The organism is Robbsia sp. KACC 23696 (assembly GCF_039852015.1).
In the GTDB taxonomy this organism is placed as follows: domain Bacteria; phylum Pseudomonadota; class Gammaproteobacteria; order Burkholderiales; family Burkholderiaceae; genus Robbsia.
Genome location: NZ_CP156626.1, coordinates 1,928,118 through 1,942,147, shown reverse-complemented (window position 1 = coordinate 1,942,147; position 14,030 = coordinate 1,928,118). Strand labels below are relative to the sequence as shown.

At 62.0% G+C, this 14,030-nt stretch carries 12 protein-coding genes; 5 read left to right on the top strand and 7 right to left on the bottom strand.

Annotated elements, in window-relative coordinates; translation table 11 throughout:
* Positions 1-6 precede the first annotated feature (6 nt).
* The 5 genes from ABEG21_RS08155 to ABEG21_RS08135 all read right to left on the bottom strand — a co-directional run bounded on the left by ABEG21_RS08155 (position 7) and on the right by ABEG21_RS08135 (position 5,391).
* Positions 7-852 carry an amidohydrolase family protein gene (locus ABEG21_RS08155; protein WP_347554166.1) on the bottom strand — a complete coding sequence of 282 codons (846 nt, stop codon included), beginning with the start codon at positions 850-852 and terminating at the stop codon, positions 7-9.
* A gap of 42 nt (positions 853-894) precedes the next feature.
* A complete protein-coding gene (locus ABEG21_RS08150) occupies positions 895-1,920 on the bottom strand; it encodes an amidohydrolase family protein (RefSeq protein ID WP_347554165.1) in 1,026 nt (341 codons plus the stop codon).
* Positions 1,921-1,939: 19 nt separating this feature from the next.
* On the bottom strand, positions 1,940-2,908 hold the full coding sequence (locus ABEG21_RS08145) for an ABC transporter substrate-binding protein (RefSeq protein WP_347554164.1): 969 nt from the start codon (positions 2,906-2,908) through the stop codon (positions 1,940-1,942).
* A 310-nt stretch (positions 2,909-3,218) separates the two neighbouring features.
* On the bottom strand, positions 3,219-3,806 hold the full coding sequence (locus tag ABEG21_RS08140) for a UbiX family flavin prenyltransferase (protein ID WP_347554163.1): 588 nt from the start codon (positions 3,804-3,806) through the stop codon (positions 3,219-3,221).
* On the bottom strand, positions 3,799-5,391 hold the full coding sequence (locus tag ABEG21_RS08135) for a UbiD family decarboxylase (RefSeq protein ID WP_347554162.1): 1,593 nt from the start codon (positions 5,389-5,391) through the stop codon (positions 3,799-3,801). The genes ABEG21_RS08140 and ABEG21_RS08135 overlap by 8 nt, the downstream gene beginning before the upstream one ends.
* Before the next feature lie 117 nt (positions 5,392-5,508).
* On the opposite strand from ABEG21_RS08135, the gene ABEG21_RS08130 reads away from it, so the two are divergent.
* On the top strand, positions 5,509-6,390 hold the full coding sequence (locus ABEG21_RS08130) for a LysR substrate-binding domain-containing protein (protein ID WP_347554161.1): 882 nt from the start codon (positions 5,509-5,511) through the stop codon (positions 6,388-6,390).
* A gap of 35 nt (positions 6,391-6,425) precedes the next feature.
* Here the strand turns inward: ABEG21_RS08130 and ABEG21_RS08125 are convergent, their stop codons facing one another.
* Positions 6,426-7,748 (bottom strand): LLM class flavin-dependent oxidoreductase, encoded by a 1,323-nt coding sequence (locus tag ABEG21_RS08125; protein ID WP_347554160.1) that lies wholly within the window; start codon positions 7,746-7,748, stop codon positions 6,426-6,428.
* Positions 7,749-7,879: 131 nt separating this feature from the next.
* Positions 7,880-9,202: an LLM class flavin-dependent oxidoreductase gene (locus tag ABEG21_RS08120; protein WP_347554159.1), complete on the bottom strand. Its 1,323-nt coding sequence runs from the start codon at positions 9,200-9,202 to the stop codon at positions 7,880-7,882.
* Between the two features lie 257 nt (positions 9,203-9,459).
* Here ABEG21_RS08120 and ABEG21_RS08115 point away from each other — a divergent pair, with 257 nt between their 5' ends.
* The 4 genes from ABEG21_RS08115 (at position 9,460) to ABEG21_RS08100 (ending at position 13,990) form a co-directional block, all read left to right on the top strand.
* On the top strand, positions 9,460-10,302 hold the full coding sequence (locus ABEG21_RS08115) for a MurR/RpiR family transcriptional regulator (RefSeq protein ID WP_347554158.1): 843 nt from the start codon (positions 9,460-9,462) through the stop codon (positions 10,300-10,302).
* 121 nt (positions 10,303-10,423) lie between these two features.
* Positions 10,424-11,875 carry an MFS transporter gene (locus tag ABEG21_RS08110; protein WP_347554157.1) on the top strand — a complete coding sequence of 484 codons (1,452 nt, stop codon included), beginning with the start codon at positions 10,424-10,426 and terminating at the stop codon, positions 11,873-11,875.
* A gap of 17 nt (positions 11,876-11,892) precedes the next feature.
* The gene (locus ABEG21_RS08105; RefSeq protein WP_347554156.1) at positions 11,893-12,555 is read left to right on the top strand and encodes an aspartate/glutamate racemase family protein; all 663 of its coding nucleotides are present in this window, start codon (positions 11,893-11,895) and stop codon (positions 12,553-12,555) included.
* A 187-nt stretch (positions 12,556-12,742) separates the two neighbouring features.
* Entirely contained in the window at positions 12,743-13,990 is a 1,248-nt protein-coding gene (locus ABEG21_RS08100) for a porin (protein WP_347554155.1), read from the top strand.
* Positions 13,991-14,030 lie beyond the last annotated feature (40 nt).

The following is a 14,030-nucleotide window of genomic DNA, read 5'->3' as shown; positions in this document are numbered from 1 at the left end:
CGCGTATCAGCGCAAGGCCGGGTAAAGGTGCTGTGCCGTTTTTCCGAAGACCCAGGCGCGGTCTTCTGCGTTCAAACTGGCCAAGCCCTTTTCCGCGGTGGACAGGATCTCTTTCATCGTACCTGGCGACGTCGGAAAATTCGAGCCCCACGCGAGCCGCTGGGCACCGAACGCGTCGACCACGCGCGGGAAGAAGGTCTCGGCACTGGCCTTTTCCTTCTTGACGTCGCCAAAAATGCGCGGCGTCAGCTTCAGATAGATATTCGGCAGGTCGGCCAAGGCGAAGAGGCTTGCGGCATTCGCGTAGGGCGGCCCGTCGAGTACGTCCGGACGGCCCAGATGATCGAGAATGATATTCACGTTCGGATACTTTTCGGCCAGCATCCGGACCTGCGGCAAACCGATAGGACCCGTTTGGATGCACATCGGCAGATGCAGGTCGGCAAGAATGTCCCAGGCCCGGAACGACTTCGGATTTTCGAGATCGCTCGGATCGAAGTCCTTCGTCGAGCCGCCGGTGAAGATGCGCAGACCAGCCAACCCTTGATCGGACCAGCCTTTGATGACCGAGGTAACGTCGTCGGCCAGCATATCGACCGATCCCACCGCGACGAGGCGGTCCGGGTATCGTGCGCAGCTTTCAACAACATAACGGTTGTCGAAACCATAGGTCGTCGACGAATGAACGACCGCGGCTTTCGCCACGCCGGCTTCGTCCATTGCCTGGATCAATGCCTCGACGGTGTTGGGACGCTCCTGCGACCAGTCCGAGCGCTTGCCGAACAGCGGCGCCGGCGGGTATCGCGTCTCGTCGTCCGAGATGATGTGCGGATGAATGTCGATGATAGTCATGATGTCCTTCGCGCGCAGGCGCCGTGGTTCGGCGCCGCGTCCTTACAGGCCCCGGGCCTTCAGCTGTTGATCGAGTCGCGGATAAACGCGCCGTGCGTTGCCTTCGAAGATCGCGTGTCGATCGGCATCGCTCAACGCGGTGCAGGCATCGACGTAGCGCTTGGTATCGTCGAAGTATTCGCCGGTGGACGGGTCGCGTCCCCGTACGGCACCGATCATTTCCGAGCCGAACATCACATTGCGCGTCGGGACGACCTTGGTCAGCAACTCGACGCCCGGGTGGTGATAGACGCAGGTGTCGAAGAAGATATTGTCCAGCAGCCCTTCCAGCGGCCGATTGGCGAGTTCCAGGGACATGCCCCGGTAGCGGCCCCAGTGATACGGCACCGCGCCGCCGCCGTGCGGAATAACGAGACGCAGCGTCGGGAAATCCTTGAAGACATCGCCTTGCAGCAACTGCATGAACACCGACGTATCCGCGTTCAAATAATGCGCGCCGGTGCCATGGAAGTTGGGATTGCAAGATGCCGCGACGTGAATCATCGCCGGTACATCCAGATCGCACAGCGCCTCATAGACCGGATACCACTCGCGGTCCGTCAGCGGTTTGCCGGTCCAATAGCCGCCGGTGGGATCCGGATTCAGGTTACAGCCGACGAAGCCCATTTCCTCGACGCAACGGCGCAGTTCCGGAACGACGTTCTTCGGCGGTGCCAGCGGCGATTGCGGCAGTTGACAGACCGGCACGAAGTTTTCGGGATACAGCTCGCAGGCGCGCTTGACGAGGTTGTTCGACACTTCGGCCCATTCGAGGCTGGTCCGCTCATTGCCGAGGTGGTGGCTCATCAAACCGGCGATCGGCGAGAACAGCGTCACATCGCCACCGCGTTCTTGTTGCAGGCGAAGTTGGCCACCGCCCACGCCTTCGCGAATGGCATCGTCGCTGACATGCGCGCCCGACAGCGGCGGCGCATTGGCCGGGTCGTTGGCCGCGGCGACCTGTTTCATCCGCCAGTCGCGGAAGGATGCGGGAACGGTCGTGAAGTGACCGTGACAGTCGATGATCATAGTGTAGTTCCGGCGGATTTCAGGCGCGAGGATCGACGAACAGCTCGCTCATGGACATGCGGCGCGGCGTCAGTCCTTGCTCGAATGCGGTGTTTTCCAACGCTTCGATCGTCTTGCGATTCTCTTCGATGCCGTAGGGCAGCGGATCATGACCGACGATCTTACGCAATTCGAGATACTTCTTGTCTTTCGGACTGCCCTCGCCCGCATCCAGCCGGGCCAGCCATTGCTGCTTTGCCTTGTCGAAGGCGTCGTAGATCGACTTGGCGATCCACGGATGTTCCGCCAGGACTGAATCCTTCACGACGATCGTGCCGTGCATCGGGTATACGCCGGTACGGGCGTAATACTCGGCTTCGATCTCGGCGGCGTTCGGGAACAGATCCGGGTAATCGGCTTCCACTTCCTTCCAGCCGCCGGTGGGATTGCCCGTCCGACCGATACCCGCGTTGGCGCCGAATCCCGCCGACAGCTCGCCCGATGCCATCATGTCTGCCAGCGACGTGCCCTCGGGGGCATGAATGACGTTCGGCGGCAGTTTCAATTGCGTCACGTGTTCCTCGTCGTCGACGACCCACGTCACCTTCGACGAATCCAAACCGAATTCATCCATCAGCACTTGACGGGTCCAGACGCCGGTCGTCACGGAATACGCACGCACGCCGACCTTCTTGCCCTCCAGGTCCTTCGGCGTCTTGATCCCAGCGTCCGGGCGCACCAGCAAGCCGGCGTGATGGAAGCGACGCACCACGAAGATCGGCAGCGCCACGAAAGGAGCGCCATAGGCGCGGGCAATAATGTAGGTCGTGGGAGCGATTTCGCAGACATCGAATTCGACGTCGCGCACCATCCGGCGGAATGCGCCGATCTGGGGATGAACGGTAATGAATTCGGGGTCGACGCCTTCGATGGGGATCGAGCCATCGCGAATGGCCGAGGTGTGCGGATGCTCAGCGATCGCGATCTTGAGCGGGACTTTCTTGGTCAACGCAGTCTCCTTTTTCGATTGTCGGCGTGATCGACCTGTGTCTTTTTTTGTCGATACGTCGTCTAGACGATCCGCACGACACAGACGTTCAGGTGATCTCGTTGACGCTATGATCGTTCGCGACTCCCAGCCGGTCTATTGAATTTAGAGGCAATAGCCTTAACCGAATGGTTAAGGCAAGGGGCCACTTCGTGCCCTTTTCCATCTCGAAAAGCGGCTGACCGGTCGATCGTGGGGGTTAACGCGGAAGCCTGAACGGTTGCGGGAGCGGTCGCGTCGAGCCAGAAAATCCTGCCGAGTGCGATGCCGCTTACGCGGGATCGCGCCATGCGCTGATCCGTTCCGTATCGATATCGAAGAGGTCGAGCGCGCGGCTGACCGAGTGATCGAGGAGATCGTCGATCGATTCCGGCTTGGCATAAAACGCCGGTACCGGCGGGAACACCACGGCACCGGCCTCCGTCACCGTCGTCATATTGCGAAGGTGAATCAAGCTCAGTGGCGTTTCGCGCGCCATCAACACCAGCCGTTGCCGCTCTTTCAGCACCACATCGGCTGCGCGGGTCAGCAAGGTGCTGCTCGCGCCAGAGGCGATTTCCGCCAAGGTCCGCATCGAGCATGGCACCACCAACATGCCCAGCGTCCGAAACGACCCCGATGCGATGCAGGCGCCAACATCGGCGATCGGATGCACGACGTCGGCGAGCGCATGCAGTTCCTCGCGGCGCAATGACGACTCGTACTCCCGAGTCAACTCGGCAGCTTTCGAGACGATCAGATGCGTCTCGACGTCGCATTCCCGTAGCAGGCGGAGCGCTCTTTCCGCGTAAATGATACCGCTGGCGCCGGTGACGCCGACGATGAGGCGCTTGCGTCCGTTCAGCGCGCGCTTAGGCATGGTCGTGCTCCGTCGAGGAGGACGGCTCCCCGTCTTGCGCGTCGAACAGATGTGGCGCATACGGACGCGGATCGATGTCCTTGAATTGCGCGCGTTCGAATTCCGCCTTCATATGGAATGGCGCGGTGCAATCGAACACGGTCTTGCAGGTCGTGCCTTTTGCCGGAAGCGCCGGGTTGAATTCGGGCGTTTGCGACGGGTCGAGCACATGGCCATTGAGTTTCGGCAAGAAGACCGTGGAGATATCGCCTTGAAAGCGCGTGGTCATCGCCCACATGACGTCGTCGGTGTCGAACGGATCCACGTCGGCATCGACGAGGATGACGTGCTTCAACTCCGAATAGACGCCGAACGCCACCACGGCAGCTTGCCGTGCGCGGCCGTCGTCGGTCGCATTCTTTTTGTTCACCTGTATCACCGCAAGCAACTTCCCGCCACCCGATGTATGGGCGTAGACCTTGCAGACGAAGCCCGGCATGGCGGCATCGAGCGCATTGTAGATACTTGCTTCGGTTGGAATGCCGGCGAGATTGGTGTGCTCCTCGCCTGGCCCCACCAAGGTCTGCATGATCGCCCCGCGCCGCATCGTCACGGCCTTGACCTTGATGACCGGCAAGGCAGGATTGGCCGGGCCGTTGTAGCCGGGAAATTCCGGCATGGCGTGGCCGGTGTCGGTATTCTGATCTTCCCGCGCACGCACATTCGGCAAGATCTCGCCTTCGATGACGATCTCGGCGCGGGCGATGGACTTCTGCTTCACGCTGACGCAATTCACCAGTTCGACCGGCTTGCCGCGCAACCCTCCTGCAATCGATAACTCATCGAATCCGAACGGCGTCGTCGGTGCTTCGAAGCAGGCACCGATATGAATGGCCGGGTCGAGACCCATATTGATCGACACCGGCAGCGCTTCGCCGCGCGCTTCCGCTTTTTGACGGAAAGCGTCGATATGGCGGCCCGGCGCGAAAAAGATCGAGAGTTCGTCGCGGTTCTGTACGCAGAGGCGATGGATGGTCACGTCGGTATGGCCCTCGTCGGGGTCCGTCCCCAGGACGAGGCCGAGGCAGAGAAAGGGGCCGGCATCGCTTTCGGTATTCGTCGGGGCCGGAATCAGCTTGCGCAGATCGAAGTGGGGATCGCTCGCCAGATGCACGACTTCCTGGCAAGGGGCCGTGTCGGCCGCGACGGTCACCGGCGCGATCGCGTCCTTGACGGCTTGCCCCATCCGTTGTGTCAGCTGCTCGGGCGCGCAGTCCAGCAGCAGCCCGACACGTTTGCGACTCGCCATCAGGCCGACAAGCACCCGGCTCTTTGGAAAGCCTTTTATCTTGTTGAAGATCATCGCGGGGCCGAGCCGTGTCGGACGTTGCACCGTTCCGCCGGCGCCGATGCGTTTATACACCCCGGCGAGATCGGCATGGGGGTTCACTTCAACATCGGTTTCGTGCAACTGCCCGGAATGCTGCGCCAAGCGCTGCAAGGCGGAGCGCAAATCGGTGACGGCCTGTGTTTGCGAATCCGCGGAGTGTGTCGACTCCGTGGAATCGTTCGATGTCGTCGAGCGTGATTGCTGCGTGCGGTCCATTCTTTCCTCCGTCATAGACAAATGCGATATCGTCATTTGAAGCCACTTGACGGTGCCGATCAAGACAGGGAAAGGGCGTCTTTTGATAAGATTGTCTTATCGATCGCGGAGCGCTGCATGGACTATCGCCAATTCAAGACCTTTATCATTGCCGCCGAAGAACTGCATTTCGGCCGTGCCGCCGAGCGGCTCGATATCGCGCAGCCGGCAGTCACGCAGCAGATCAAAGCGCTGGAGCAACAGCTGGGGTTTCGTCTGTTCCAGCGGGTCGGCCGTGGGGTTGGGCTTACCGAGGCGGGCCGCACGTTTCTGGAACACGCGAAGCTCTCCCTCGCCACGATGGACGCCGCCGTGCTCGCGGGCAGACGTGCCAGTCGCGGCGAACTCGGACGGCTTTCCATTGCCTACGTGCAGTCGGCCATGTTGGAGCCCGAGCTGCCGGCGCTGTTGCAGCGCTTCTCCCAAGCGAGCCCCGATGTCGAGATCGCGTTGCACGATATCTCGGTGCAACAGCAGGTCGATGCACTGTCCGATGAAAGCATCGATCTGGCGTTCCTGCGTGCGCCGTGCGGCACCTTACCGAATACGATCAATCTGACGCCGTTTTCCAAGACGCCGTTGGATGCCGTATTGCCGGATGGTCATGCGCTGGTGCGCAGACCGCGCTTCACGCTTCGCCATCTGTCCGAGGAGCGATTCATCATCGTCAACGATCCGCCCGGGATCGGACTCGGCCATCGCGCGCTCGCCTTATGCCTGGAGGCCGGCGTGACGCCGAAGCACGTGATGCGGGTGTCCGACGCGCTAACGGTAGTACGCCTGGTTGCCGCCGGATTGGGCGTCGGCATCGCGCCCCGCTCCTTGAAGCAATACGGGACCGAGGGCTGTGTCTTCCGCCCCTTGCCGATGGCAAACCAGTATTCCGAGATCGTCATTGCCACACGGGCCTTCGATCGTTCGGCGATGGTCAAGCAGATGCTGAAGCTGGCGTCGGCCTGAAACCGCGGTGCCGCGCATGCAGCACACGCAGGGACTTACGCATGGCGTGTCGGGGGGCGCGGAAGGCCTAGATGCTCGCGCAAGGTACGGCCTTCATACTCCTTGCGAAACAGGCCCCTGCGCTGCAATTCGGGCACCACCTTGTAAGCAAAGTCCTCCAGGCCGTCGGGCAGATAGGGGAACATCACATTGAAGCCGTCGGCGCCCTCCTCGTGCAACCATTGCGCCATGTGGTCGGCGATATCGGCGGGCGTGCCGACGAATTGCAGGCCGGAGAATCCACCCAGGCGCTGCGCGAGCTGGCGTACGGTCAGCTGCTCTCTTCGAGCCAGGTCGATGACGTTCTGGCGCGATGTCTTGCTCGCATTGCTTTCGGGGACATCGGGCAGCAGACCGTCGGGATCGAAGCCGGAGGCGTCGTGCCCGAGCGCGATCGACAACGACGCGATGCCGCTGTCGTAGTGCACGAAGGTGTCGAGTTTTTCGCGCTTCTCACGCGCTTCCTCCCGAGAATCGCCCACCACGACGAAGGCGCCCGGGAGTATTTTGAGATGATCCGGCGAGCGCCGCAACGGCACGAGCCGCGCCTTGACGTCGGCATAGAAGCGCTTGCCGGCTTCCAGAGTCGGCTGCGAGGTGAAGATGGCTTCCGCCGTCTCGGCGGCCAGTTGCCTGCCGGCTTCGGAAGAGCCCGCCTGTACCACGACGGGCCAGCCTTGTATCGGCCGCGCGATATTCAGCGGCCCCTTGACCGAAAAATGCGGACCTTTGTGGCCCAGGACATGGAGTTTTTCGGGATCGAAATACTCGCCCCGCGCGACGTCGCGGACGAAGGCATCGTCCTCCCAACTATCCCATAAACCCGTGACCACGTCGTAGAACTCGCGTGCGCGTTGATATCGCTGATTATGCGGGAGATGCGTTTCGAGCCCGAAGTTCAAGGCCGAATCGGGATTGGACGTCGTCACCAGATTCCAGCCGGCGCGCCCCTCGCTCAGATGATCGAGCGAGGCGAACCGACGTGCAACATGGAACGGTTCGTCGAACGTCGTGGACGCGGTTGCTACCAGCCCGATTCGCTCGGTCACCATCGCCAACGCCGATAGCAGCGTCAGCGGCTCGAACGACGTGACTGTGTGACTGCGTTTCAGCGATCGAATCGGCATATTCAACACGCCGAGGTGATCGGCCATGAAGAAGGCATCGAATTTCGCCGACTCCAACACCTTGATGCAATGCGTGAGATGGCGCAGGTTGAAATTCGCATCGGGCCAGGCGTCGGGGTAACGCCATGCGCCGGTATGCAAGCTGACCGGGCGCATGAACGCGCCTAAATGCAATTGCTTGTCACGCGACATGGTCGTGCTCCTGAGTTCTTAGCGATGATACAAGAAGCCGATAAATGGCAGGACATCGGTCTGCGTTGCTTTACGACCCACGCCCCACGCCCGACGCCCCCGCCGTCACGCGCGTCCGAACCCGTCCGGTGTCAGGGCCGTTGCAAGCCGAGATGCTCGCGCAGCGTCTTGCCGCGGTATTCCTCGCGCACCAGGCCCCGTCGGCGTAATTCCGGCATCACGAGATCGACGAAGTCGCGCAGTCCCGTCGGCAACAGCGGCGGCATGACGTTGAAGCCATCGGCGCCGTATGCCTCGAAGCGTGCCTGCATTTCGTCCGCGATCTGCGTGGGGGTGCCGACGACTTGCCAATGGCCGCGTGCCCCCGCCACGCGCAGATACAGCTGACGAATCGTCAGGTTCTCGCGTCGCGCCAGATCGAGCGTCAGATTCTGGCGGCTTTTGCTGGTATTCGTTTCGGGCAGCGGCGGAATCGGTCCGTCGAGCGGATATTCGGAAAGGTCGAAGCCACCGGTCAAGCCTTGGATCAGCGTCAGGCCGACCTTGGGATCGATCAATGCCTGCAGCGCGTGGAACTTGTCCTCCGCCTCGGCGGTGGTGCGGCCGACCACGGGGAAGATTCCGGGCATCACCTTCAGCGAATCGGGGGCGCGGCCGAAGCGTGCCAGACGGCCTTTCAGATCGGCATAGAACTGCACCGCATCTTCCAGCGTCTGCTGCGCCGTGAAAACAACCTCCGCCGTCTGCGCGGCCAACGTTTTGCCATCCTCGGACGAACCGGCCTGCACCAGCACCGGGCGACCTTGCGGCGCTCGGGCGACGCTCAGCGGGCCTTTCACCTTGAAGTACGTGCCGTCGTGATTCAAGGCGTGACGCTTGCTCGGATCGAAGAAGCGCCCGCTTTCCTTGTCGCGAATAAACGCGTCGTCTTCCCAACTGTCCCACAGCCGCGTGACCACGTCCGCGTATTCGCGCGCGCGTGCATAGCGCTCCGCGTGCGGCGTCTGCGTCGACTGGTTGAAGTTCAGACCTTCATACGGGTTCGACGACGTGACCAGATTCCATCCGGCACGGCCGCCGCTGATGTGATCGAGCGACGCGAATTTCCGCGCGACGTTGTAAGGCTCGTTGAAACTGGTCGAGACCGTCGCCACGAGCCCGATATGCGTCGTCAACGCGGCCAGCGCGGACAGCAAGGTGATCGGTTCGAACTGGGCGTTGTAACTATGCGCGGTGCGGCTCAAGAAGTCGACATCGTCGCCCCGGGTCCCGGCACCATCGGCAAAAAACAAAAGGTCGAACTTGGCCGCCTCGGCCAGCTTGACCATCTCGACATAGTGATCGAAACGCACGCCGGCGTCGGCCAATGCGTCGGGATGACGCCATGCGGCGATGTGATGCCCTGTCGGGTAGAGAAATGCACCGAGATGAATCTGATCTTTTCGCTTGGTCATGACGTGCCTTATGGACAGCGCGTGAGGTTCATTGCCTGGCCGCACATTCTGAGCAGCAAGCCGCACCGACGTCAAAGTACGATTCGATATATCGACCGAAGAAAAAAAGCTAGCGGCGCGCGCCCGGCGTCATCCCGAAAAGCAGGTCGCATCCGACTTGCGCGCCGGCAGCGGCGGCCAATCGGGCCGCGCGACGCGCATCCCGGTATACTCGCGGCGTCGACTCACGTAGCGCGGATCCGCCGCCCCAAGGAAGGATGACCAAGACCGAGCAGTCATTTGTTAGCCGCATTCGTGCTCATCTGCAGGCGCTACCGAGCGCGGAGCGACGACTCGCCGAGTTTGTGCTGGACTTTCCAGGCGACCTCGCCAGCTATACCGGCGCCGAATTGTCGGCGCTCGCCGACGTCTCGCCCGCCACCGTCAGCCGTTTCGTGCGCCGTCTGGGTTACGAAACCTACGAGGAGGCCCGGCGCCATGTGCGCGACGAGAAGAACAGCGGCTCGCCCCTCTTTCTGACTGCCGGCGACCGGCATGGCGACGATTCCCCGCTGGAAGCGCATGCGCTGCAAGGTGCGCAGAACCTGACATCGACCTTCGCGCGCCTGTCGCCGACGATGATCGACGAGGTAGCGCGGGCGATCGTCGATGCGCGGCGCGTTCTCGTGGTGGGATATCGCAGCAGTCAGGCCTTCGCCAGTTATTTCCGCTGGCAGATTCATCAAGTGGTCGAACAGGCCATCGCGCTGCCGGGACCGGGGGAAACGGTTGGCGAGTATCTGGCCTCGCTCGAGGCGCGCGACATCGTCGTCCTGTTCGGATTACGCCGACGCGTGCCCCAGACCGATAGCCTGCTCGACCACCTCGCCGTGCTCGGCGTCAAAACGCTCTACATCACCGATCAATACGCACCGGCCCATCGCGGCGCGACTTGGACGATTCACTGCGATACCGCCGCGCCCGGCCCACTCGATAACCACGCCGCCGTGATCGGCCTATGCGGCCTGCTGGCGACGCGAATCTTCGCGGAAGCGGGAAATCAGGGGCGCCGCCGGCTGAGCGCGATCGAAAGCGCACACGACGCGATGGGCGAAATGTAAGGTGAAATCCGAATTTCTTTTAAATGAAATTTAGATTTCTTGTTGGGTTATTTTTGAAATCATAGTATCTCCCCATCCCTGTTGCGGCGATCCTCGCTGCGTGGGCATTCGGAGAAACCACATGAGCGGTCCCGTTCAAGGCAATTCGTCCGCCGTACCCGCGCAGCTCGACCGGGCGCTGGACGACATCGGCGTCACGTCGGCGCATAAAACCATTCTCGGCCTGGTCTTGATCGGCTGCCTGTTCGACAGTTTCGAACAAAACGCGATCGGCCTGATCGCGCCGATGCTGCGCCAGCAATGGGGGCTGACGGCGGGCGATATCGGCCTGCTCAACACGGTCACTTTCGGCGCGGCCGCGATCGGTCGCCTGACCTCGGGACTGATTGCCGACCGCTGGGGCCGACGTTTGATGTTGACCGTCGACCTGCTGCTTTTCACGCTGGGAGCGATCCTCTGTGCCTCGGCATCGTCGCTGACGATGTTGTCGATCGGCCGGGCCATCGTGGGCTTCGGGCTCGGTGGCGAACTGGCGGTTGCCGTTACGATGCTGGCCGAATTCTGCTCGCAGCGTTTTCGCGGCACGGCGGTGGGATTGATTAATGTGGGCGCCGGCGGCCTTGGCAACTTCCTCGCACCGGCATTCGGTCTGCTGATTTTCTCGCTATTCCCCGGTGACAATGCCTGGCGCTTCCTGTTTCTCTGCCTCGTCGTTCCGGCGGTCCTCGCGGCCTTCTATCGTCGCTTGATTCCGGAGACGCCGCGTTTTCTGCTTGCGCAGGGCCGCGTGCAGGAAACCAACCGGGTGTTGTCGAAGCTCGCCAGCGGCAAGCTTTCCGGTGAACCGCCGTTGCGTCGATTCATCACCGATGCCGATCTGGCCGGCGACGTGTCCGGCGCCGCGGCGCGCACCCGGCGCGCGACACCGTCGAACCCGCTCGAGATTTTCAAGATGCCTCTGCTGCGTCGAACCGCATCGGTCGGCGTCGCCATCTGGATGACGTACGGCGCCCAGATTTCCGTGCTCACGCTGATGCCGACGATGCTCGTGGCGCAAGGCTATACGATCACGCGCAGCTTGGTATTCACGTTGATCATGCAGGCCGGTAGTCTCTGCGGCGCGGCGGCGGCGTCCCTGCTCGGTTATCACCTGCCGCGAAAACGCGTGTTGACGATTGGCGCGGTGCTAGCCTGCCTCGCGGCCCTCGCTTTTGGATTTCTCGCCAAGAGCATCGTCCTGATTCTTGCCTGTGGTGCCATGTTCCAATTCTTCGTGCTACTGCTTAATACGACGATCTGGATGTATGCACCGGAACTGTTCCCTACCCGTGTCCGCGCTTTCGGTACGTCCTTTATCCTCGCCACCGGTACCGCGGCGGGTGCGGCCATGCCCCTGGTCGCCGGAAAGGTATTCGATGCGCAAGGGTTGGCAGGCGTCTTCGGCATGATCGCTGCGATGTATGCGATCTTCACGGTCAGTATTCAGCTGGCGCCGGAAACGTATGGTCGGCGGCTCGACGACACCGAGAGCACGGCCGAGATCGCCGCGCCCGCCACAGCGCATCATGCGTGATGCCAGGACGCCAGACCATGCACGACATCCTGCTGATCAACCCGAATACCTCGACCGACACCACCGCAATGATGGTCGAGATTGCCCGAGCCGAAGCGCCCACCGGCGTCTGCGTCCGGGGCGCGACGGCCGCGCGTGGCGTCTCGATGATCCTCTCTCCCGCTCAGCTGCATGCGGCGGGATCGGAGGTCATGGCGAGCGCGCAGCGTTTCGGCGCGCATGCAGACGGCATGATCGTCGGCGCCTTCGGCGATCCGGGCATCGCGGCGTTGCGCGCCAGTACGCATAAACCGGTCGTGGGTATCTGTGAAGCGGCCGTGCTCGAAGCCGCACGCGACGGGCGACGTTTCGGCATCGCCACCGTGACCCCCGCGCTCGCCGGATTGATCGAAGCGAAGATCGCCGATGCCGGCGTGGCCGCGTATCACACCGGTATCCGTTTGACGCCTGGCGACCCCCTCGCAATCGCTGCGGATCCCGAAGCACTGCACGATGCCTTGGCACTCGCCGTCGCGGAATGCATCGAGCGCGACGGCGCCGAAGCCGTGGTCATTGGCGGCGGTCCGCTGGGCCAGGCCGCAAGAACGCTGGCACCGTATTTCGGGATACCGATCATCGCGCCGATTCCGGCTGCGATGCGGCTTTTGCTGCAACGACTGGGCGCCGCGATCGATGCGTGACACCGCGCGGCGACGCAAGGCAGACACGAGGCACGATGTCTACAGTGTTGCTGCGTAACGACGCCGCGCGACGATAAATGCAGCGCAGATAGCACTATTCATGATAAAAATCTCGACCCTTCTGTCGCGCCGGGTCGAAGTTCTGCGCTTACAGGAGCGTTACAAGCACTTAATCAGATTATATAAAATGAAGAAGACAACAGCGATCGGCACCTTGGCGATTGCCGCAGCGGCATCGGTATCCACCTCCTCCTTTGCGCAGAGCAGCGTGACGCTATACGGGCTGATCGACGTCGGCCTGAGCTACACCAGCAATACGCAAACCGGCAGCAGCAACGGCAAACTACACGGTGCATCGCAGTATTCTTTTCAAGATGCGGCAACTTCCGGCGTGACCGGTTCGCGTTGGGGCATTCGCGGTAGCGAAGACCTGGGCGGCGGGAATGCGGCGATCTTCACGTTGGAAAACGGCTTTGGCGGCGGCACCGGCGCGATTGCATTGGGCGGCGCGGAATTCGCCCGTCAAGCGTTCGTCGGTTTGAAATCGAATACATACGGTACGATCACCTTGGGTCGTCAATACGATGCCGTCGATATGTTCGTGCAGCCGCTGGACGCGATCGCGACCTGGGGCGGTTACATGATCGCGCACGCCGGCGACGTGGACAATCTGGCCAACACGCGCCGCAGCAATAATTCGATTCGGTATTTGAGCCCTTCCTACAACGGCTTGACGTTCGGCGGCGTGTATAGCGTCGGCGGCGTGTCGGGCAGCGCGACGCAGAAGCAGATCTACTCGCTCGGCGTGGGCTATACGCACGGACCGTTCGCGGTTGCGGCGGCCTACCTGAATGCCCGCGACCCGAATTTCTCCTTCTACGGCAGCCAGGCCAATGCTGGCACGACCGCGGCCAGCAACAACCTGGGTGGCGTAGGCTCCGCCACGACCGCGCAATCGATCCCGACGTTTGCCGGCTATGCGTCCGCCAAGACCTTGCAGATCATTGCAACGGGCGCGTCGTACAAGCTGGGCGCGGCGACCTTCAACGTCGTCTACACCAACACGCAGTTCCAGCATCTGGGCAATCTTTCGGATGGTCCGAATCCGTTCAACTACTCGGGTAGCGCGACGTTCAACAGCGCCGAAGCCAGCGTCTCCTATCGTTTCACGCCCGCCTGGACGGCAGGCGCGTCGTACGATTACACGCATAACTCCGGCGCCAGCAATCGCGGCAGCGCGACCTACCATCTGCTCGCGGCAGGCGCGGACTACACGCTGTCCAAGCGTACCGATATCTACGGCGTGATCGTCTACGAACATGCCGCCGGTACGGACTCGCTGGGCCAGCCCGCCGTGGCGGCACTGACGGGGCAGACGCCGTCGGCCGATAATCATCAGCTCGGCTTACACCTGGCCTTGCGCCACCGCTTCTGATCGGTTCACGCAATCCCACGCAAAACGCCCTCGATCTCAC

Excerpts from the sequence above, each read along its gene's own strand:
- ABEG21_RS08155 (WP_347554166.1), bottom strand. The coding sequence starts at position 852 with ATGACTATCATCGACATTCATCCGCACATCATCTCGGACGACGAGACG.
- ABEG21_RS08105 (WP_347554156.1), top strand. The coding sequence starts at position 11,893 with ATGCACGACATCCTGCTGATCAACCCGAATACCTCGACCGACACCACC.
- ABEG21_RS08125 (WP_347554160.1), bottom strand. The coding sequence starts at position 7,748 with ATGTCGCGTGACAAGCAATTGCATTTAGGCGCGTTCATGCGCCCGGTC.
- ABEG21_RS08150 (WP_347554165.1), bottom strand. The coding sequence starts at position 1,920 with ATGATCATCGACTGTCACGGTCACTTCACGACCGTTCCCGCATCCTTC.
- ABEG21_RS08120 (WP_347554159.1), bottom strand. The coding sequence starts at position 9,202 with ATGACCAAGCGAAAAGATCAGATTCATCTCGGTGCATTTCTCTACCCG.
- ABEG21_RS08100 (WP_347554155.1), top strand. The coding sequence starts at position 12,743 with ATGAAGAAGACAACAGCGATCGGCACCTTGGCGATTGCCGCAGCGGCA.
- ABEG21_RS08110 (WP_347554157.1), top strand. The coding sequence starts at position 10,424 with ATGAGCGGTCCCGTTCAAGGCAATTCGTCCGCCGTACCCGCGCAGCTC.
- ABEG21_RS08115 (WP_347554158.1), top strand. The coding sequence starts at position 9,460 with ATGACCAAGACCGAGCAGTCATTTGTTAGCCGCATTCGTGCTCATCTG.
- ABEG21_RS08135 (WP_347554162.1), bottom strand. The coding sequence starts at position 5,391 with ATGGACCGCACGCAGCAATCACGCTCGACGACATCGAACGATTCCACG.
- ABEG21_RS08130 (WP_347554161.1), top strand. The coding sequence starts at position 5,509 with ATGGACTATCGCCAATTCAAGACCTTTATCATTGCCGCCGAAGAACTG.
- ABEG21_RS08140 (WP_347554163.1), bottom strand. The coding sequence starts at position 3,806 with ATGCCTAAGCGCGCGCTGAACGGACGCAAGCGCCTCATCGTCGGCGTC.